The 19,282-nt window shown below is 32.6% G+C and carries 20 protein-coding genes; 8 read left to right on the forward strand and 12 right to left on the reverse strand.

All coding sequences use genetic code 11. The annotated features are described in order from the left end of the window. Positions 1-72 precede the first annotated feature (72 nt). Together P2086_RS13265 and P2086_RS13270 are read left to right on the forward strand one after the other, a co-directional pair. Positions 73-822 (forward strand): glycosyltransferase family 2 protein, encoded by a 750-nt coding sequence (locus tag P2086_RS13265; protein WP_317897226.1) that lies wholly within the window; start codon positions 73-75, stop codon positions 820-822. A gap of 5 nt (positions 823-827) precedes the next feature. Further along, the gene (locus P2086_RS13270) at positions 828-1,499 is read left to right on the forward strand and encodes an IS1096 element passenger TnpR family protein (RefSeq protein ID WP_317897227.1); all 672 of its coding nucleotides are present in this window, start codon (positions 828-830) and stop codon (positions 1,497-1,499) included. Between the two features lie 5 nt (positions 1,500-1,504). On the opposite strand, the gene P2086_RS13275 is transcribed toward P2086_RS13270, so the two are convergent. Then, complete coding sequence (locus tag P2086_RS13275) at positions 1,505-2,032, reverse strand: hypothetical protein (protein WP_317897228.1); 528 nt, start codon at positions 2,030-2,032, stop codon at positions 1,505-1,507. A gap of 123 nt (positions 2,033-2,155) precedes the next feature. On the opposite strand from P2086_RS13275, the gene P2086_RS13280 reads away from it, so the two are divergent. Next, on the forward strand, positions 2,156-3,154 hold the full coding sequence (locus P2086_RS13280; protein ID WP_317897229.1) for a DNRLRE domain-containing protein: 999 nt from the start codon (positions 2,156-2,158) through the stop codon (positions 3,152-3,154). Positions 3,155-3,173: 19 nt separating this feature from the next. Here P2086_RS13280 and P2086_RS13285 read toward each other — a convergent pair whose 3' ends face one another. Next, positions 3,174-4,640, reverse strand: coding sequence for an MATE family efflux transporter (locus tag P2086_RS13285; protein WP_317897230.1), 1,467 nt, complete (start codon positions 4,638-4,640; stop codon positions 3,174-3,176). A 42-nt stretch (positions 4,641-4,682) separates the two neighbouring features. Further along, a complete protein-coding gene (locus P2086_RS13290) occupies positions 4,683-5,582 on the reverse strand; it encodes an FkbM family methyltransferase (protein WP_317897231.1) in 900 nt (299 codons plus the stop codon). Positions 5,583-5,584: 2 nt separating this feature from the next. Between P2086_RS13290 and P2086_RS13295 the strand changes: the two genes are divergently transcribed. Then, positions 5,585-6,712 (forward strand): glycosyltransferase family 4 protein, encoded by a 1,128-nt coding sequence (locus tag P2086_RS13295; protein ID WP_317897232.1) that lies wholly within the window; start codon positions 5,585-5,587, stop codon positions 6,710-6,712. Between the two features lie 83 nt (positions 6,713-6,795). Here P2086_RS13295 and P2086_RS13300 read toward each other — a convergent pair whose 3' ends face one another. From P2086_RS13300 to P2086_RS13330, 7 genes are all read right to left on the reverse strand, one after another. Further along, complete coding sequence (locus P2086_RS13300; RefSeq protein ID WP_317897233.1) at positions 6,796-7,095, reverse strand: hypothetical protein; 300 nt, start codon at positions 7,093-7,095, stop codon at positions 6,796-6,798. A 114-nt stretch (positions 7,096-7,209) separates the two neighbouring features. Further along, positions 7,210-8,643, reverse strand: coding sequence for a GIN domain-containing protein (locus P2086_RS13305; RefSeq protein WP_317897234.1), 1,434 nt, complete (start codon positions 8,641-8,643; stop codon positions 7,210-7,212). 95 nt (positions 8,644-8,738) lie between these two features. Next, positions 8,739-9,983 (reverse strand): hypothetical protein, encoded by a 1,245-nt coding sequence (locus P2086_RS13310; RefSeq protein WP_317897235.1) that lies wholly within the window; start codon positions 9,981-9,983, stop codon positions 8,739-8,741. Next, positions 9,983-10,468 (reverse strand): RNA polymerase sigma factor, encoded by a 486-nt coding sequence (locus P2086_RS13315; RefSeq protein ID WP_317897236.1) that lies wholly within the window; start codon positions 10,466-10,468, stop codon positions 9,983-9,985. Before P2086_RS13315 ends, P2086_RS13310 begins: the two co-directional genes overlap by 1 nt. 81 nt (positions 10,469-10,549) lie before the next feature. Then, entirely contained in the window at positions 10,550-11,200 is a 651-nt protein-coding gene (locus P2086_RS13320; protein WP_317897237.1) for an MgtC/SapB family protein, read from the reverse strand. 1 nt (position 11,201) lies between these two features. Further along, positions 11,202-12,548: an FAD-dependent oxidoreductase gene (locus P2086_RS13325; protein WP_317897238.1), complete on the reverse strand. Its 1,347-nt coding sequence runs from the start codon at positions 12,546-12,548 to the stop codon at positions 11,202-11,204. A gap of 105 nt (positions 12,549-12,653) precedes the next feature. After that, positions 12,654-13,868: an ATP-binding protein gene (locus P2086_RS13330; RefSeq protein ID WP_317897239.1), complete on the reverse strand. Its 1,215-nt coding sequence runs from the start codon at positions 13,866-13,868 to the stop codon at positions 12,654-12,656. Positions 13,869-14,107: 239 nt separating this feature from the next. Here P2086_RS13330 and tilS point away from each other — a divergent pair, with 239 nt between their 5' ends. From tilS to P2086_RS13345, 3 genes are all read left to right on the forward strand, one after another. Beyond that, positions 14,108-15,427, forward strand: coding sequence for a tRNA lysidine(34) synthetase TilS (gene tilS / locus P2086_RS13335; protein ID WP_317897240.1), 1,320 nt, complete (start codon positions 14,108-14,110; stop codon positions 15,425-15,427). Further along, positions 15,420-15,956: a hypothetical protein gene (locus P2086_RS13340; protein ID WP_317897241.1), complete on the forward strand. Its 537-nt coding sequence runs from the start codon at positions 15,420-15,422 to the stop codon at positions 15,954-15,956. The genes tilS and P2086_RS13340 overlap by 8 nt, the downstream gene beginning before the upstream one ends. 95 nt (positions 15,957-16,051) lie before the next feature. Then, on the forward strand, positions 16,052-16,339 hold the full coding sequence (locus tag P2086_RS13345) for a hypothetical protein (protein ID WP_317897242.1): 288 nt from the start codon (positions 16,052-16,054) through the stop codon (positions 16,337-16,339). Here the strand turns inward: P2086_RS13345 and P2086_RS13350 are convergent. Then, on the reverse strand, positions 16,334-17,164 hold the full coding sequence (locus tag P2086_RS13350) for a phosphatidate cytidylyltransferase (RefSeq protein ID WP_317897243.1): 831 nt from the start codon (positions 17,162-17,164) through the stop codon (positions 16,334-16,336). The two genes, P2086_RS13345 and P2086_RS13350, sit on opposite strands and share 6 nt — an antisense overlap. A 122-nt stretch (positions 17,165-17,286) precedes the next feature. Between P2086_RS13350 and P2086_RS13355 the strand changes: the two genes are divergently transcribed. Further along, positions 17,287-17,949 carry a MarC family NAAT transporter gene (locus P2086_RS13355; protein ID WP_317897244.1) on the forward strand — a complete coding sequence of 221 codons (663 nt, stop codon included), beginning with the start codon at positions 17,287-17,289 and terminating at the stop codon, positions 17,947-17,949. On the opposite strand, the gene P2086_RS13360 is transcribed toward P2086_RS13355, so the two are convergent. Further along, complete coding sequence (locus P2086_RS13360) at positions 17,946-19,232, reverse strand: polysaccharide deacetylase family protein (protein WP_502547937.1); 1,287 nt, start codon at positions 19,230-19,232, stop codon at positions 17,946-17,948. The two genes, P2086_RS13355 and P2086_RS13360, sit on opposite strands and share 4 nt — an antisense overlap. Positions 19,233-19,282: the final 50 nt, after the last annotated feature.

The raw sequence follows: 19,282 nt of genomic DNA on the forward strand, positions 1-19,282 counted from the left end.
TGTATAAAAATACATTTATTTACTTACTTTTAATTTATATAATTAAACAAACTTTGTTATTTTTGTTGACCTATGATTAATGGAAAAAAGATAATTGCTGTACTTCCGGCATACAATGCTGCGTTGACTTTGAAGAAAACTTATGATGAGATTCCTTTTGATATTGTTGATGATGTAGTTTTGGTTGATGACCATAGTAAAGACAATACTTCAGAAGTAGCAAAAAGTATAGGGATTAAACATGTTATTCGCCACGAAAAGAATAAAGGTTATGGTGGAAATCAAAAAACCTGCTATGACACAGCTATGGAATTAGGTGCTGATATTGTTATCATGCTTCATCCAGATTATCAATATACTCCTAAACTCATTGCAAGTTTAAGTTATTTGATAGCGAATGATCTTTATCCTGTAGCCTTTGGCTCACGTATCCTTGGAAAAGGAGCCTTAAAAGGTGGAATGCCTTTGTATAAATATATTTTTAATCGCTTTCTTACTTTTACACAGAATGTTTTGGTAAACCAAAAGTTATCAGAATATCATACGGGGTATAGAGCATTTTCTAAAGAAGTCATTCAAAAAATAAATTACCATGCAAATTCTGACGATTTTGTTTTTGATAATCAAATGATTTCGCAAATTTTTTATGCAGGCTTTGATATTGCAGAGGTAACCTGTCCTACTAAGTATTTTCCTGAAGCTAGTTCAATTAATTTCAGGAGAAGTATGAAATATGGAATTGGAGTATTAGGAGTGTCTTTTAGACATTTTTTTAACCGTATTGGTCTAATGAATTCTGAAATATACAAAACCAAAAACTAATTAAAATGGCTATTTATCGTTTTAAAGTTTTTCTTGAAGATAATGAAGATGTTTTTAGGGACATTGATATTAAAGCGGCACAAAACTTCGAACAATTTCATACCATAATTCAAGAAGCTTTTAAATTTGATTCAAAACATGCTTCTGCATTCTTTGTAAGTGATGATTATTGGCGCAAAGGCCAGGAAATTACTTTGAGAAAAGAAGATTTACCGCTTGAAGAAGAAGAAATTCGAAAAAATGTAGATCCTAAGAAGTTAATGTCTGAGACAAAAATTGCAAAATTTATTGAGCAACCGCATCAACGATTTGTTTACGTTTTTGATCCTATTGTTCAATGGACTTTTTTATTGGAAATGATTAAGATCGTCGAAGACAATCCAAAAATCACTTATCCAAGTATTGTAAAAAGTTATGGCACCGCTCCAAAACAATACAAACAAGTTAATGTGGCTAAGGAAGAGTTAAGTCCTGATATGGCAATGGCTGGTTTACTAGATGATTTGAATGTGGAAGATGAAGAAGTGTACAAAACTTTGGATACAGGTGAAGAGGCTGTTGAAGAAGATGATATAAACAGTCTTGAAGGTGAAGAAGGTGAAGAAGAATCTGAAGACGATTCGGAAGATGGAGAAGGAAGCAGTGATTATGGTTTTGATGCAGAGACAGAGGATTAATTAGATTATTCTCCCGTGTCTTTCTTATTTAAATCCTGATAATTTATAGTTAAAACTTTTAGATAAGTACTCTCTTTTATTCTCAGTTGTTTTTTTTCTAATTGCTTTATTAAATAGCCCGTAACAACTAGTGCCGCTGATATGTATGCAGCTTTTGCATCTAATGCAGGTTGATCGCCAATAATAATATTGTTTATGGTATTCAGCGAGAAAAAAACAACTCCACCTGCAATAAAAATAAAACTAACAGATGAGACTAGATGATTGTTTTTGTTTACCCTTAAAGCTTTCAACTGATTCCATTTAACTTCTATGTCGTTAGCAAATACAAGAGTGCTATCACTCATAGCAATAAGTTTTGCCTTATGAAAAATAAACTGGCCTTTTAATTTATATTCTAAAACTTCATTTATAAAAATGTCATAACTTTTTGGATTATTGAAAGAAGTATTGGTTACACGGAGAAATGTTTGCGAATGAAGTAAACACTGAGCGAAAAGTAGAAAAAAAGACAAGCGGCATTTAATTTTCATATAGACAAATTTACATAAATCTATACCAAGTTATCTATTTAAACAAAGTTCCATGTATTTGGATTTTAGCCCCCTACTCCTCTATCTTTAAATAAAATCCTTTTAATAATTTGAAAACTTTTTTTGTTATCTTTAATAAACCTTAACCCAATGAGAAATTTTAAAATTATCGCACCCTGGACATTTAACTTCTTTCTGAAACAAAGAGAATTAACCATAAAAAAAACACAATTAATTAAACCATTACTGCCATTCTCAGTTGTTTTTGTTATGGCATTTACCAGTACGACAGCTCAAATCACTTTGGTTCTGCAGCCTGGACCTGAAGATGGATTCGATACACCGATTGGTTTCTATACTCCACAGAATTATTCTATAATGAATTTTAGTTTTATGTCAGAGCTTCTTGCCAAGGCTCTAACAGTTGGCGGAGACTGTTCTGTTGCTCGTAGCTTACTGCGTTTTGATTTATCGGCTATACCCGTTAGTGCCGTCATTCTTTCAGCTAATCTTACTCTATATTCTGTTTCCAACGTTAATCCTCCTCATAGTGGTAGTAATTCCAGCTATATTCGTCGCGTCACATCCAGTTGGACCAACAGCCTAGTTACTTGGAATACCGAACCAAATAATACTTCTGTAGATCAGGCCACGCTGGCACAAAGTATGTCTTCCACTCAGGACTATAACGTTGATGTCACAGCGATGGTGAGTCACATGACAGCCAATCCTCAAACAAACTACGGTTTTGAATTAGGACTCTTTAATGAAAGCTGCGGCAAAATTTTAACTTTTGGATCTTCTAAGAATAGTAATCAAGCCAAAAGACCAAAACTAGTAGTGCAATATTCTTTACTCAATGTTGCTATCAATGAAAATAAATTGTCACAAGCCACTAGTATTTATCCCAATCCTTCAAGTGGAAAAATTCATGTTCGATCAAGTGAAGGCGATTTAAGATTAGAATTGTATAACTTAATGTCCGGTCTGGTACTAGTAAAAGAAGTTTGTGAGCCTAATCAACAAATAGACATTAGTCATCTGCCTACGGGGGTTTATATCTACAAAACCACGTCGTTTAAGGGGCAGAACACTGCTGGGAAAATTATCGTAGTTAACTAAATAATAACTTATCCTCAGTTTACTTAATTAATTTAAATTTCCTGAACACTTTATTTACTTCTTCAATTGTATTGTATTTTATGTTCATTACCGAAAAGACTATTCCGGTGAATGAACAGCCTATTGCAGCTGTAATAAATGGATGTAATGAATTTGGCATCAAAAATAAAACAAGTGAAATCACTAAAATGGATGCCAAAATAAAACCGGTGTGTTTTGAAAAAGGCTGCATTTTAAATCTAATAAGGATATAAATATACTTAAGTAAGTTAAATGTTGCTATTGCAATAAGCGTGCTCATTGCAGCGCCAGAAATACCGTATAAACTTATCAAAGTATTGTTTGCAATAAATGCTACCAGAATTAAGGCGAATAAGAATAAAGAAGCGACAAAATACTTGTGTGAATATAAAATTACAGAGGAATTAACGCCTGTTAAAAGATTAAAAAGTGAGGAAAATGAAATTATAAAAAAGGCAGTTTTTCCTTGCAAATACTCCGCTGGCAAAAATAAAAAAATAAGGTCGATACTTGACCAAAGAATACAAAATAGAAATCCGCCAACAAAAAACATATACCGACTGCTCATTTCATAGATCTTAGCAACTTCTTTGACATCATTGATACTCCAAGCCGAAGCAATTTTTGGCTGAGCAATACGATCAAGACTATTAAATGGAATTTCCATAATGGCACAAATCATGACACAGGTTGCATAAACGCCCACCAGATTTTCATTCAAAAAATGCCCGATCATTAATTGGTCAATAAATTTAATACCTAAAGAGGCAAATGCTGTTAACATCATTAACAGTGCAAAGAAGATAATTTCTTTGAGTGGCAGGGTTTTGTAAAACTTCCAGTTAATTCTAAAAGAAACAGCCTTGCTTCTAACTAAATAAAACAACAATAAGATTAATTGAACTAAAAAGACACCTATGTATGATAAAACAAGCGTGTGCTTGTCGATAATTTCATAATGATAAATTATTATTAAAAAGAGCTGACCTAATCTCGTAAATATGTCGGTTAAAAAAACGGTAATAGTTGTTTTAAAAAGAGAAACTGAATAAACTGAATACAATGAAATGAGAGAAAGAATAAATGCAAATATGAGTGCTTCATTAAAGTAAACAGGAAATTCAGCAGACTTTTTGTAATAATCGACAAAAAAATATTTATTTAAATACAAAAGAGAGGCGATAACCGAAGCTCCCAAAGATGCTACGAGTAATAATAAAGCGAATAAGCCATTATGAGTTTTGCTTTCGTTTTTAATTTTAGGGAAGAATTTCATGGTGACACTACCAAAGCCAAAAGGCATAATGATGGCTGCCATCCATGAAAACGAGTAAAGTAATCTCAGTAAGCCAATATCAGCTGAAGAAATTAAATGAGGCTGTATGTAGATGATTAAAAAACCAATCCCAGCACCAACGTAACTCAGTATGGTATTGTTAATACTTTGTTTTTTTATCTCACCCATTCAATTTTCTCTTTCAAGAGATGTTAGATATAATTTCAGAAATTAAATAATAAATTTTTCAATAAGTACTTTTCTCTCCTTTGGCACCAAATAATAGTCAACGTATTCAGTGGTATTATTTAGGAAAGATTCGACTTGTTTCAAGCCTTGATTTGTGGCTCTGTAGTAGAGATAATCGTACTTTCTAAGAATGGCATCTATTTCGTTCTCAATTTGATTTTTAAGAATTTCACATTGAATTATTGGTCGGTGTTCACTCAAAACTAAATGCGAACCAGATAATACATGATGTTCATTCGCTTCCGTATCAAGCTTAATAAGATCAATTTTCAGGGTTCCTAAGTTTTCCTTCACAAAATTATCAAGCGTGTCAATCTGAACTTCAAAATTAACCTTGCTCCTATCACCAGACTGGGCCTGACTTAAACCACCATCCCCAGTTAATTGAGGCATGTCTTTAAATTTTGGATTTACGATTGAGTAAAAAGTCGTTGAACCCTTTTCAGCAGAAAGTGCAAGTTGTTGTGGCTTAATATTCGTGAAGTTATTTATTAGAATATTTTCCTTAAGATAATTAAAGGCTGAAGGCATTGGTTCAAAAGCGTAAACGACAATGTTTGTATTTTTAATACTGCTTGCTAGCAACGAATAATAACCAATGTTGGAGCCGATATCGAAAAAAACACTTGAATTTTTTACAACTTCGCAAAAGATTTTAACGGAGTTAAATTCGAACCCCTCCACGTTATCCCAAAAAACCTTTTTTGAGAACCAACTTGTTGGATTGGTTGATACTTTAAACTGTTTTATGTTATTTCCTTTGACAGAAAAAATGCCATTCACAGGAAATTTAAGATTGTCGGGAATTATTTTTGAAAAAGGCTTTAAACAAGTTCTTAGAAAACTATTTATACTTTTGTTGTAAATTATCGAAAATTTCATTTATGAGCTCAAACTCTGTTTTGTTTTTAACTTATTGGTACCCAAACAAAAATAACAAAAGTTTTGGGATATTTGTAAAAAGGCACGCACACGCTGCAAATCTTTATATTAATACTGTGGTTCTTTCCTTAAATATTGCTAAAGGAAGTTCTTTTTTTGAAAAAAACATTATTGTTTTTAAAGATGAAAAAGGCGTTGAAACCCATCAAATTGATTTAAACTCAAAGTATTATAAACTGCTTTATGTTCTTTTGCCATTACACTATTTTATTTTAAAAAGATACCTAAAACTAACACTCAATAAACAGCATACATTTGATACAATTCATTCTAATGTTATTTTCCCTTGTGGTATAGTTGGTCAAAAATTAGCAACGAAATTCGGTTTAAAACATGTTATTACAGAGCACTGGACAAAAATAGATAAATTTTTTAGAGTTAGTTTATATTCTTATTCTGGAAAAAAGGTATTAAATAAGGCCAATGCTTTAACATGTGTGTCTCAACAGTTGAAAGATACTTTAAAAACGCACACTATAAATCATAAAATCTCAATCATTCCAAATGTAATTGAATCGAGCGAATTTTATTACGATCCCACAATTAACAAGAACGATGTTTTTACATTTATAGCCGTTGCTAACTGGGGACAACATAAGAATCCTTTTTATTTTTTGGATGCTCTACAAGAACTACTGATCACAGAAAAAATTACAAATTTCAAAGTTGTTTTAATCGGTGACGGAGAGCAAACTGAAAAAATTAGAAAAAAAAAATATGATTTTCAAATCGAATTCAAGGGGATCATTGCCAGTAAAGAAGTTAAAACCGAGCTAAGTAAAAGTCACATTTTTTTACATGGATCTGATTTTGAAACATTCTCAATAGTAATGGCCGAAGCTTTAATGTGTGGTTTACCTTCTGTTTTGAGTCCGGTAGGTATTGCAAAAGATGTTATAAATAAGGATAATGGCTTTGTAACAAACAATACTGTCAGTGATTGGAAGGAGAAAATTTATCTCTGTTACACGACTAAGTACGATAACCAATTAATTTCAGAACAATTAAAAAATAAATTTGATCTTAAAGCTGTCGGCACTCAATTTAAAAAACTGTATGAAGATTTGTGATTAGATTTTAGATCCTTTAAGAATAAAAAAACTCTCTGTTAAGCGCAATGAAATGTTTCAATCTATTTAAATAGCTTATTTTTTTAATTGAGTATAAGATCAGGTAAAGCCTTATGAGCGGCGTCATGAAAAGCAAGTTCATGAATAATCACTTTTACTTCTTTTATAATAGGAAAACTATTTAAACGATTCCTCACTTCTTTTTCACTATTGGCAGAAATAAAAACCCAAACGTTTTTTCTTTCCATGTCTAAAGAGTAGCTAATTATAATTTGCCTTTCGAGAAGCTCATTAATATGATTTCTTTGTTTTTGTATGAGGTCATAAAAAGCTTGGGAAAAAACATCGGGTAAAGTGATATGTACTAGGTATATATCTTTCATCTTAATCAAATATAAATGAAAATGTAACTCATTTTACAATTACTTTCAGATTAAGTCACTTAAAACAAAAAAACGGACTAAAAAGCCCGTTTTTATAAGAAATCTTGATTCTAATCAACTAAATGGTATCACGCGTATTCCTCCAGTAAAAGGATACAGGTCAGGTCCTTTGCCATATTGAAATAAAGGTGTTAAATTATATTCAGCAAAAAACATCCAGCCGCGGTAACCTAGATTAACATGTGCCTTCGCGGTAAAGGGAGTCATGTTATAGTTATCCTTTCTTACTTTTGTGAGTTCGTCTTTCCCTTGTGTTAAAACTTGTTTTGTTCTCGATGAAATTAAAAACTCACCAATTACACCAAATGCAATATGGAATGTTTTTTTAGGATCGTTACTTGTGTTAAACTCTAATAATAAAGGAACTTGTATGTATGTATTACGCAATCTGTTTTTCTTGTAAGTGTACGTATCAGTTGAATCTATAGTTCCCCAGGTAAAAGAACTGTCAGCATTCAAGCTTGTTTTTTTAGCAAGTTCATAGGAGTGATAATCAAATCCAAATCCGGTAACAATTTTAAAGTTATTATCTATAATATTAAAGTTACGTTCAATCAAGTTAAATTGTAGATTAAAACTGTTTTTATAAACAACCTCCATGTATTGGTAATTACTTGGAATGTTAACAGCTCCTGGCGAAGTCATTAAACCGTTAATACCCAAGGAAAAACCTCTCCAGTGTTTAAATTCTTCAACGGCATCGTTAGCTTTAGTTTCAGAATCTTCGCTATTTCCAATCAAAAGTATTTTTCTTTTTTTTAAGTTAAAGTACGTTGTATCTCCATCATTTTTTCCATCTTTTGCCGATACACTTTTAATTCTTGTAATGTTAGCAGCCGTGCTAGTTTCTACTGTTACATCCTTAGGATCACCTTTCACCTTAATATCACTTGCACTTGTAGCAACAGCATTTAGTTTATCTGTTACATTTACTTTTGCGCTCGCAGCTCCTGATGTAGTTAAAACAGCATCTTTAACTATTAAATTATAACTTTTTAAAGAAGCCGCTCCAGATATTTTAGCATCCATATAATCCGCGCTACCTTCTAAAACTAAGTTACTTGCCCCTACTTCAAAGCAACTAACTTTTTTTGTTTCTAGCTTTGCGTGAATATCAGATGCGCCAGAAACATCAAATAGAATGGAATCAGACTTTAACGTGTTAGTAGTTTTTAACCTGGCAGCTCCTGAGGTTTCGATATTTACTAAGCCATTGTTTTTAATGTAAATATTCATTTCTGAGTTAAAGCTGCCTTTACTTGTAATAATTAAAGTGGAATTCTCCATTTTGGTTTCGATCTTATCAAAATCACTTTCTTTACCCTTTATTATTAAACCCACTGTATCTGAATTTGTGTAAATAACATTTACGGCACCTGACAGTTTAATTTTATCGAATTTGGAAATTGTTCTCTCTTGGCTTCTTTGTGCGTGACAGCTAATAAAACTTGAAATAAGAACGACGAGTAGTATTGAAATTTTATTCATGTTATATTTTTTAATTAATTTATTTAATTTGTAACAACGTTGTTGGTTTATTTAAGAGTAAGACGGAGATGCAATTAAAAAGTTACAGACTTAAATTATTTTTTTTCTACACTAAATGAATTAAAGGATACACGAAAATTACTTTCTGAATCTTCCTGTCCATCAATAGATTTAACACCGAGCTTATTAGCTTTTCGGGCCAACTTTACAGCACGTTTCCAAAATCCATTTTTTTCAGGGATTTCATCATTGCTTAGATCAACGTTTTCAATAATATCTTCGGCTAGGGCAAGATAATTGCGCTTGCTTAAAGCGGAATCACTATTTGGTAAAATAGTATTGGGAGCGATTTCAATTTTTTGCTTTTCTTCTGGAATAATTTTTTCCTCAATTTTTTGGTCTTGCACCTTTGCAATTTCTATAACTTCTTTTATTAAAGGAAGTTGATCAGTTTCTTTCGAATCTTTTTGGATAACTGTCGCTTCTTCGACAACCGTTGCTGTAATTTTATCTGAATTCTTTTTTTCAATTTGAGATTTATCAGCCAGATTTTGTTTGCTGTTTATTATTTTAGGAGAATCAATTACCTTAATTGTTTCTTTTACTAAAGGTGGTTTTACCATAGAAATTACATCACCAGTCTTTTGATTTGAATTGTAAAACCGAATAAGTCCAACTAGCCCAAATAACAAAAGAATAGCTGCAGCCAAAGAACCAGCAGATCTTAAGCTAAACAACGGAATAACTCTGCTTTCTTTCTTAAGGGATTCTTTCGAGGAGTGGACAATTGACAAATCAGCAACCAGAACTGTTTTTGAGAATAAATCAATTTCTTTTTGTAATTCTGTACTAGCGGAAATTTCTTTTTCTAATTGTAATTTCTCGGATTCTGATAATTGATTTTCAACGTAAAGAATTAATCTATTATTTAGAATCAAATCGTCTTCTGATTTTAATAAAGTTTCTTTATTAGCATAGACCTGCCTAGTATCCGCTGCTAGCAAGGTTTTTTGGTAAGACTCTAAATCACGAGCTAAGTCTTGATCTTGAGCTACTTTATTTTCAAATGCAAGCTTTTCCTTTTTTGATAAATTACCTTCAATGTAATCGATTAGTTCTTCATCCGGAACTTCGTTGGCGCTCCTTTTTAAACTTCCTTTAAAGTCGGCTATATCAGAGTCTTTGTTTAAATACGGCAAACTAAAATCTTCCAAATCAATGTCTAACTCAGGGTGAGCAAGCACAAAATCCTTCAATAAAACAGAGTCCTCTGCATTTAAATTCCCTTCACTGTAATCTAGCAAAAAGGCTTCGTAATTATGTAGATGAATGCGTTTCATTAAATAACTGTTTCCACTTTACCGATATAATTTTTTAAAAATGTTCTTGCTCTAAAAATATAAACCTTAACCTGACTCTCGGTCAGCTGTGTGATCTCTCCAATTTCGGCGTAATCATAACCCTCATAATCTCGTAATAATAAAACTGTTTTTTGAATTTCTGATAACTGCTCTAAGCCTCTATTCAAGACTTCTTTTAAATCAGAGTATTGTTTGCTATGACTGTGTTGATTAAAATCAACCTCATTAAATTTGCCTTGTTTGGCACCTCTTCTCGTATAATCTACAAGCGTGTGATAAGCTGTTGTAAACAAATAAGTTTTTGATTTAGTCGCATCAATGGTATCAATCTTACGCCACATTTTTTCGAACGAATCCTGAACAATGTCTTTTGCAACATCTTTATCACGAATATGTTTTAACACAAATCGGTACACCCCATCTGCGTGCGTGTCAACACAGCTATTATAATCCGATAAATTCAATTTATTAGTTGTAAGACGAAGTTAGGCAGGAAATGTTACAGCTAATTTTGATTTTTAATTAATTAACAATCAATTAATTAACTAAACGGTAAAGCTTTTTATTTTGTCTGAAGTCGATAAAAACTCAATCAATTTATTGTGGTTGTTATCGCTACCACTTACTTCGTAAACGATAATAAGATCAGCATCAAGCTTTGCGTAATTCAACCAGGAAAATTTTAAACCATGAGATTTAATATGAGACTCGATTTCAGCTTTTAACTCCAGATTATTTGGAATAGTAATATTGTAAACCATTTCCTTGTTGTACCTATCAATAAATTGCTGTACCCAAGCAAAGCCTAATAAAATTAGTAATACAGTAATGGTAACCAGAACAGCTAATTCATACTGAGCAATACCGCAGGCCATTCCAATAGCCGCACTTATCCATATAATTGAGGCAGTTGTAACTCCCCTTACACTTACTCCATCACGAAAAATAGCCCCAGCCCCTAAAAAACCAATACCAGTAACTATGTTGGAAGCTACTCGTGCAGGATCGCTGCCATCACCTATAATAAAAGAAATTATTGTAAAGAAAGTAGATCCAAGTGTTATTAAAATAATAGTTCTGAATCCAATATTTCTGCCCTTGTACTCCCTTTCGGCTCCAATAGAAGCTCCTAAAACCAGAGAAACTGCTAGTTTAATGGATGTATCATAAAGAAAGGGATAATCAAGGTGTATCATTTTAATTTAATTGGTTCAACATTTCATTTTCAATTTCCACAGACTCCCAAATAGATTCAATATTCGGTTTGTCCATAATTTTATCCATAATAGCTTGCTGTTTATTGCCTTGCTTTAAAGCAGTGCTATAACGGATTTGTGGACTAAAGGTCACCATACTGTATGAAGGAATCCATTTATCAGGATATTTGCTAGAAAATTTGGCTTCTATTTTTTTCTGTAGTAAAAATTTTGGATCAGCTGTTCTGTCTCGCATCTCAATAAAGTTAGCAACTGCCAGATCTGCAATTGCATCTGCATCAGGCTTACGCAATGTTTCATATTCCTTGAGAATAAGTGGCCAGTTTTCTTTGTGTTTTTCAATTAAATCATTTAACACAACACAATCTTCAAAACCGCAATTCATTCCTTGTCCGTAAAATGGAACCAACGCATGCGCTGCATCACCAATCAGTGCTATTTTCTCATCAAATGTCCATGGAAAACATTTTACTGTTACCAAAGAAGAAACAGGATTGTTTTTAAAATCTTCTAAATACGTTGGCATTAAAGGAATTGCATCTGGAAATTCTTCTTCGAAAAAACGTTTTACTTGCGCTTCTGTTTTTAAATTATCAAAAGATTTTTCACCATCAAACGGTAAAAATAAGGTGCAGGTAAAATTGCCGTCAGGATTTGGAAGGGCAATCATCATGAAGGTTCCGCGCGGCCAGATGTGAAGGGCATTTTTTTCCATTAAAAATTCACCATTTTTTCCGGGAGGAATAATGAGTTCTTTATAACCACAATTAATATAATGCTGATTGTATTCAAAGCGATCGCTCTGCAGCTGCATATTTAAACGTGAAGCGGCAAAGGCACCGTCTGCACCAAATAAAAGATCAGATTTTGTTTCTGTAATTTCTTTTGTTGAATTATCTTCAAATGAAGCCACAAGTTCTCCGCGCGAAATATGTGCGCAACGCTTATCAAAATGAAAAGTGACATTGGCTTGTTCCTCTGCCAAATCCATCAGTTTCATGTTAATATCGGCACGTGATACCGAATAAATCGCCTGGTTATCTTTTCCATAAGGTTGGTAGGCTTTTGTTCCATCTTTGTGATGAATATGGCGACCATACATTGGAATACTAATTTTCATAATATCTTCTGCTATTCCAACAGCTTCCAAGCCTTTCCAACCGCGATCACTTAACGCAAGATTAATCGATCGTCCAGCAAGGAGATTTGCTTTGCGCATGTCTGGACGTCTTTCATAAATATCAATTTTATAGCCTTTTTTGGCCAGATAAAGCGATAAAAGAGAGCCTACTAAACCGGCTCCAACAACAGTAACTTTTTTACTCATGGTTCAAATTTACTTAAAATTAGGAGTGTGTTTAAACATTCCCATTAAATTTAACCTGATTTATGTCAATAGGACCATCACATCTAATTTATTATTCGAATGGCATTATATTTCCCAAACGGATAGTTTATTTTTTTCCTTTTTAAAAGACGCTACTAGCAATGGATACTCTTCATAAACAGATCGAAATAATTTGTATTTACTTTCTTTAAATTCTTCTTGTTTAAATTTAATTTCAAGCGCTTTTTTATCTTTTAAAATAAAATCGACTTCGTTTTGTTCTGTGGTGCGCCAGTATTTAATGTCTTGTTCACGGTAATGAACTAATAATTGTTGTAAGGTTTGGTTTTCAAGCAAAGTACCTTTGTCATCGCGGGTTATAAGGCGAGAAAAATTATTCAGTAGAGCGTTTCGAAAACCATTGTCTTGAAAAAATAGCTTTGGCATTTTCACTAATTCTTTGGAATAATTATTAAAAAAGGGTTTTACCTGCGTAATATGGAATGATTTTTCGAGCAAATGCAGATAATTATTTATAGTTGGAACTGTGGCTTTAACCATTTTACTCAAATCATTTACGTTCAATTGGCCGCAACATTGCGAGGCAATTAACTCTAGCATCATTCTGAATTCGTTACTTTTTCTTACGCCATTATCAAAAAGATCTTTTTGTACATAGGATGTAGAAATTTCAATAAGAATATCAATTTTTTCTTGTACATCATCTGTTTTAACAACTGCCGGATAGCCCCCAAAAACAAGGTATTCATCAAAAAGATCTTCCATTTCAGTAGCATAAACTTGCGGAATACTATTTTTAGGATTTAAACCTTTTGCTAAATAACTAAAATAATCTTTGCCTTTTTTGTAAAGTATAAACTCGGCGAAAGAAATTGGCTTAATATGAAATAACCGCTTTCTACCTGCAAGACTATCTTTAAACTTTTCGTCAATATAAAACGCTGAACTGCCTGTAACAACCAACTTGATGTCAGTTTTATATTCGTCGTATAAAAGCTTTAAAAAGTTACTTGGATTTTTTAAGTACTGTATTTCATCAATAAAGACAATGGTTTTGCTACCTTTTTTAGTGGGAACAAAATCGAAAAGATGAAGGGGGTTTTCATTAAAAGCATTCAGGTAATTTTCAAACTCAAGGTTAAAATGAAAAAATGTTTTCCCCTGACCTTGAAGTTTGTCTTGAATTTGCCTCATAAGCGTAGTTTTACCTACTTGCCGTGATCCTGTTAAAAGAGTCACTTCAGGTGCTTCGAGGTGCTTAACAAGTTTAGGGTTTTCTATGCGTGTAATGTCTTTCACACCGCAAATATACTATTTTTATAGTATACTATCAAAATTATCGGTTTTTTATATAAGTATACTATTATAATTATCGGTTTTTTATATAAGTATACTATTACAATTATCGGAAAATGCCAGTTCGATCAATATAAATCGCTATCAACTCTTAACTACTTCCATTATAAAACGGACTATCTGAATACCTTTACGTATTTTGTAGTCTATGTTTACTAAGTCCATTTTACTACCTTTGTTATGTGTTAAAGGAATTTGAATCAAACATACTTAAAACAGACCTTTTTAACAAGAAACATAATCTTCTTGTTGCTGTTAGTGGCGGCATTGATTCCATTGTCCTAACACACTTATTAAAAAACTCGGGCTTCAAATTTTCCATAGCGCATTGTAATTTTCAATTACGCGGAAAAGAAAGTCTAGCAGATGAAAAGTTTTGTAAAGATCTCGCAAAAAAAATTAAAATTCCTTTTTACACAAAAGCATTTGATACCGAAGCCTATTGCACAAAACATAAGACCAATGTTCAGTTAGCAGCCAGAAAACTTCGATACGATTGGTTTCACGAATTAATAATCGAAAAACAATTTGATTATGTGCTTACCGCGCATCATGCAAATGATGTAATAGAGACTGTATTTATAAACCTTTTAAGAGGCACTGGTATTAAAGGAATTAAAGGGATTTCAGAAAAAAAAGGTCAAATAATTCGTCCACTCTTAAATTTTACACGTGAACAAATAGATGCGTTTGCGAAAAAACATACCATCGACTTTAGGTTAGATAAAAGTAATTTGGAAGACAAATACGAGCGTAATTTTATTCGCTTGAATATTATTCCATTGTTTAAAAAGATAAATCCAAAACTAGAAGAAACTTTTATTCGCAATACGGCCAACTTCAGACAAGAGGCGGGAATTGTGCATGATTATCTTGAAGAGAAGACAACCGAGTTAATAACACAAACACACGATGCTGTTTTTATTAATAAGAAAAAACTGAAACACGAAACATACAGCAGAAGTGTTTTGCATAATTTGATAAGTGGTTATGGCTTTAATGATACTCAACAAAAAAACATTTTAAGTAATCTGGGAAAGGATGCTCAATCCGGGAAAATTTTTAAGTCCCCTACTCACCAGCTCATCATTGATAGAAATGATCTTGTTATCAAATCACTTTCTGAAGAAACGTTTAATGACAAATTAATCGCGTCGTATGATGAATTAATAAAACAGAAATTATTCTCTTGCAAAAAACTTGCAGCCTTTAAATTACCAAAACCAAATGAATTACTTTTAGATGAATCAAAATTGCAATTTCCACTTAGTATTCGGTTAAAAAGAACGGGAGACAAGTTTAAACCTTTTGGTATGAAAGGGTTTAAACTATTAAGTGATTTTTTAAAAGATGAAAAGTTATCCATACCAAAGAAGGAAAGTTGTAAAGTATTGGTAAATGGTAATGGAGATATCATTTGGGTAATAGGCCATAGAAGTGATGAACGCTACCGTGTAAACTCAAATAAAAAGAACATTTTAAAACTCAAACTCATTGAATAAAGGCGAAGTATTATTTGAAGAGAAACAATACCTTGGTCACAATAGACTTAGTATTGTAATTCGGACAATGCTGGCCTTGTTTTGCTTTTTGGGATATTATTGGAGTGAAAATCCTAAGCCCGTTCAGGTATCATTTTTTAAGATTGGCTCCTACCCTATTCAAAGTATAAGTAATTCAGGTTTGATTTTTTTTATTGTCGGTACAAGTATTCTTATTTTAAGTGCGGCCTTAACCTTTGTGTTACACATCAAAACAAAAGTATACAAAGGATACATGGTGCTTGATGGTTTTTGGACTTCACGGATAATTAAAATTGATTTAAGTACCATTACCTCTATCCGCAAAAGCCGCTACAAAAGAAATATCTTTAAACGGGCGGTTTATAATTTGCATAACAATGGCATCATACGCTTTTATACCAGTGGGGAGGATTTCATAGAACTTATTGATAATACGGGATTTACCTATAAAATAGGTAGTCAAAAGCCACAAGAGTTATACAATGTGCTTAAAGCCAACCAAAAATAAAGACTTAAAAGGTACTTGTTTTTGTAGAGACAATATTTTAAATTTGATATAACTTAATTAAGTCAGTAATTAAATTAACCTTCATCCCCCATCTTATGGTTACTACAGATTTTGAACAAATCGAAAAAGAGAAGATCGAGAATTTAAAATTTCCTTCTTCTGAAGTTTTACTTGATTCAGAAAGGATCAAAGAAAGAACAAATGATTTAGAGCGGGCACTTTCATTAGGGAATCTTGAACACTCAAAAATTAAGATTTATTTTGAAGATGATATTTCATGCAAACTTGTTGAAACTACTGTTTGGGCTGTAACAGACAAACGTGTTATTTTAAAGCAAGGGGTTGGAATTCCTATTAATAGAATTCACTCCGTGAAGTTATAATAACTTCAAGATCACGTAAACAAAAGGCGCAACAAAAATAAGACTGTCAAAACGGTCTAAAATACCGCCATGACCTGGCATTATATTTCCCGTATCCTTTATTCCGGCTTGCCTCTTTAACAAGCTTTCTACTAAGTCGCCGATAGTTGAAAGTATTGGAACAAGTATGCCGAACAAAAGCCATGGACTAGTTCTATCCTGCAGAATTAATTCTCCAACAATGTAGCTAGAAGCAATCGTCATTAATACCCCGAAAATTGTTCCTTCCCAGGTTTTCCCTGGAGAAATACGCTCAATCATTTTATGCTTACCAAACAAACTTCCACCCAAATAAGCAAAGGTATCGTTACTCCATATTAATAAAATTATGCCCAATAGCAATTGCGGCTGAAATATGACAATTTTACTTGCTAAATAGTCAAGGCTTACAATACTGTGTAACAAAGCAAAAGGTAATACGGCGTATAAAATTCCAGCAATTGTGTATACCGAATTTTGGATAGGCTTGGTTCTGCCACTAAATAGTGCGATAGAAAAAATTATAAAAGGCACTAATACTACAAACAATTTGAGATGTTCTTGATCTGTAGCGTTTGTAAAGTTAAAGTTGATAAAAGAAATATAAACTAACGCGCCTGAAATGAGACCAAACCATTTATGAGGTTGTGCATCTAGTTTTTCAGAAAGCTTGTAAAATTCATTCAGTCCCATCATGGCAACCAAAAAAAAGAAAATAGTGAAGGAATAATAATTCCACAATAAACTACCCAATAAAACCACTACAAACACAAGCGCTGTTAAAGCCCTAGTTCCTAATGTTTTCATATTTAATGCCATGTTATTTGTTTTGTTGCGGTAAAAGTAGAATAAATTTGTTTGTATTTTATTAACGAAAACAAAAAATAAGACACTATATTGATTTGCTTTTTAAACTTAATTTTGCGGCCATGTTTGACTTCGCTTTTTTTATAACCATTTTAATAGGTCTTTTTTCACTGATTAACCCATTAAGCGCTTTACCTATATATCTTGGCTTAACGCAAGACGAGACCGAGGAAAATAAATTAAGAACCTTAAAAAAAACATGTCTGTATATTTTAATTATTTGTCTAGCGTCCTATTACCTCGGTGTTTATTTACTTAACTTTTTTGGAATCACCATTCCTGCCTTACGTGTGGCAGGTGGTTTAATTATTTTTAGATCGGGTTGGCAGTTACTAAATGTTCAACACAAAAAAGAATTAAAAGGAAATATTAAAGAAGAAATGGGTGAAAAAGACGATATTTCCTTCTCCCCTTTGGCAATGCCATTATTAGCAGGACCAGGTTCTATGTCTTTTCTTATTACTTTATTTTCAAATAGAAGTCGTAATATTAATATGGCTTTTTATCAGGATTTATTTGCCATAACAGCAATAGTAATTGTTATGTTTTCGATCTATTTCATTTTCAAGTTCGCACCACGTTTGATGAAATACGCTGGGAAATCAGGCTTAACAGCGCTTTCAAAAATAATGGGTTTTATAGTAATTGGAATTGGTGTTCAAATGATTCTTTCAAGCATTTCTACAATTGTAAAAACCATCTTTCTAGATCTTCATACAGGCTAATTCTTTTTCACCAGATTTAAAAACTCTAAATAGAATTTTTTGATTCTTGGTGTGAATACCTCATTGTGAAAAATAGAGATTAGCTCTCCATTATATTTTTTCACTTCATCAATGATTGGTGTTGCCAAGTCAATCAGTGTTTCATCATCCTTTTTTCTCGCGATGAGATCATTTTCAGTTATGGCAAAAGAGTGAATTGTCAGGGAACTTACCGACTCAATATCTAAGCTGTACCATTTATAAGGATAACAATAAGACGAGCGAAATCCATTATGATTTGTGTAGCCCATCGAATAATCGGCAAATAAACCCGCTTGTAATAAATCTTTGTAGGTACGCGGAAAACTTAACATCGAAAAATGTTGTCTACTTTTTACGATAAGGCGATGTGTAATATTTCCAAGTCTACTCGTTTCAATTTTTAATTGTTTTAAATTATTATTCGAACCAAAAGACGGGTGAATGCCGACCATCGAGTAATCTGCTAAATGTTTTATGAGTGATTGAAATCTGAGATCGGAAGACGAATGGTTTTTATCATTAGGCCCATAATCACCTAAAAGAAAAAAGTAAATAGCTTTTGTCTCAGTTTGCTTGTGAGCATCGATCAGAAAACCGTAACAATCAAAAGGATCCTTTTGTTTACCCAGGAGAATGCGAACTCGTTGCCGCATTTTTTTGAAACTCCTGTCTGAAATTAAACCAGCCAGACTTCTAACAAAACCTTTGTGTTTGTATTTGTAAACATTATCAATATCAACCGTTGAGATATAATTGTATTCTCGTTCAGTAAATTCAAGAGATGGAAATTGCCCAGATAACGCTTTTCTAAATTCTAATAACCACAGATTTACCAAAGGATAATGCAGGAATTCGTACTGATAGGCCAAGCTAGACTTAAAGTTAAAACGACTGTAACGATCGCTTTTGTGGGGGAGATATTCTTCATAACGCGTTAATAACCAAAAAGCAGCACCAAATAAATCAAAGGGAATAGATCCAGACGTATTTTTAAAAAAGACCTTTTCGAAAGGAGAATTAGTACTTACCTGCAAATGATAATCCCGAATGCCATGATCGAAAAGAATACTGTGCGGTTTTATGGTAAATGTGTTTTCAATGGATACGTTTGAGTAATTAAGCTTATGTTCAGAAAACGAACTAAACTCTTCAAGATTATTGGTTATGGTAAAATCAATTCCTAAACCCTCAGTCAGTAATGTCTTTAAAATATACGTCAGGCGATTACTGCCTTTTTCTGAATATACAAGTAGAGTATTGATGACACGAAGTTAGAAAAGTGCGAGCAATTTGAAAAGCTAAGTAAGGAAAG

Source organism: Aurantibacillus circumpalustris (assembly GCF_029625215.1).
GTDB lineage: Bacteria > Bacteroidota > Bacteroidia > B-17B0 > Aurantibacillaceae > Aurantibacillus > Aurantibacillus circumpalustris.

What these genes read in the sequence shown, in the direction of transcription:
- P2086_RS13265 (WP_317897226.1), top strand. Translation starts at nt 73, where the DNA reads ATGATTAATGGAAAAAAGATAATTGCTGTACTTCCGGCATACAATGCT.
- P2086_RS13270 (WP_317897227.1), top strand. Translation starts at nt 828, where the DNA reads ATGGCTATTTATCGTTTTAAAGTTTTTCTTGAAGATAATGAAGATGTT.
- P2086_RS13275 (WP_317897228.1), bottom strand. Translation starts at nt 2,032, where the DNA reads ATGAAAATTAAATGCCGCTTGTCTTTTTTTCTACTTTTCGCTCAGTGT.
- P2086_RS13285 (WP_317897230.1), bottom strand. Translation starts at nt 4,640, where the DNA reads ATGGGTGAGATAAAAAAACAAAGTATTAACAATACCATACTGAGTTAC.
- P2086_RS13290 (WP_317897231.1), bottom strand. Translation starts at nt 5,582, where the DNA reads ATGAAATTTTCGATAATTTACAACAAAAGTATAAATAGTTTTCTAAGA.
- P2086_RS13295 (WP_317897232.1), top strand. Translation starts at nt 5,585, where the DNA reads ATGAGCTCAAACTCTGTTTTGTTTTTAACTTATTGGTACCCAAACAAA.
- P2086_RS13300 (WP_317897233.1), bottom strand. Translation starts at nt 7,095, where the DNA reads ATGAAAGATATATACCTAGTACATATCACTTTACCCGATGTTTTTTCC.
- P2086_RS13305 (WP_317897234.1), bottom strand. Translation starts at nt 8,643, where the DNA reads ATGAATAAAATTTCAATACTACTCGTCGTTCTTATTTCAAGTTTTATT.
- P2086_RS13310 (WP_317897235.1), bottom strand. Translation starts at nt 9,983, where the DNA reads ATGAAACGCATTCATCTACATAATTACGAAGCCTTTTTGCTAGATTAC.
- P2086_RS13320 (WP_317897237.1), bottom strand. Translation starts at nt 11,200, where the DNA reads ATGATACACCTTGATTATCCCTTTCTTTATGATACATCCATTAAACTA.
- P2086_RS13325 (WP_317897238.1), bottom strand. Translation starts at nt 12,548, where the DNA reads ATGAGTAAAAAAGTTACTGTTGTTGGAGCCGGTTTAGTAGGCTCTCTT.
- P2086_RS13345 (WP_317897242.1), top strand. Translation starts at nt 16,052, where the DNA reads ATGGTTACTACAGATTTTGAACAAATCGAAAAAGAGAAGATCGAGAAT.
- P2086_RS13350 (WP_317897243.1), bottom strand. Translation starts at nt 17,164, where the DNA reads ATGAAAACATTAGGAACTAGGGCTTTAACAGCGCTTGTGTTTGTAGTG.
- P2086_RS13355 (WP_317897244.1), top strand. Translation starts at nt 17,287, where the DNA reads ATGTTTGACTTCGCTTTTTTTATAACCATTTTAATAGGTCTTTTTTCA.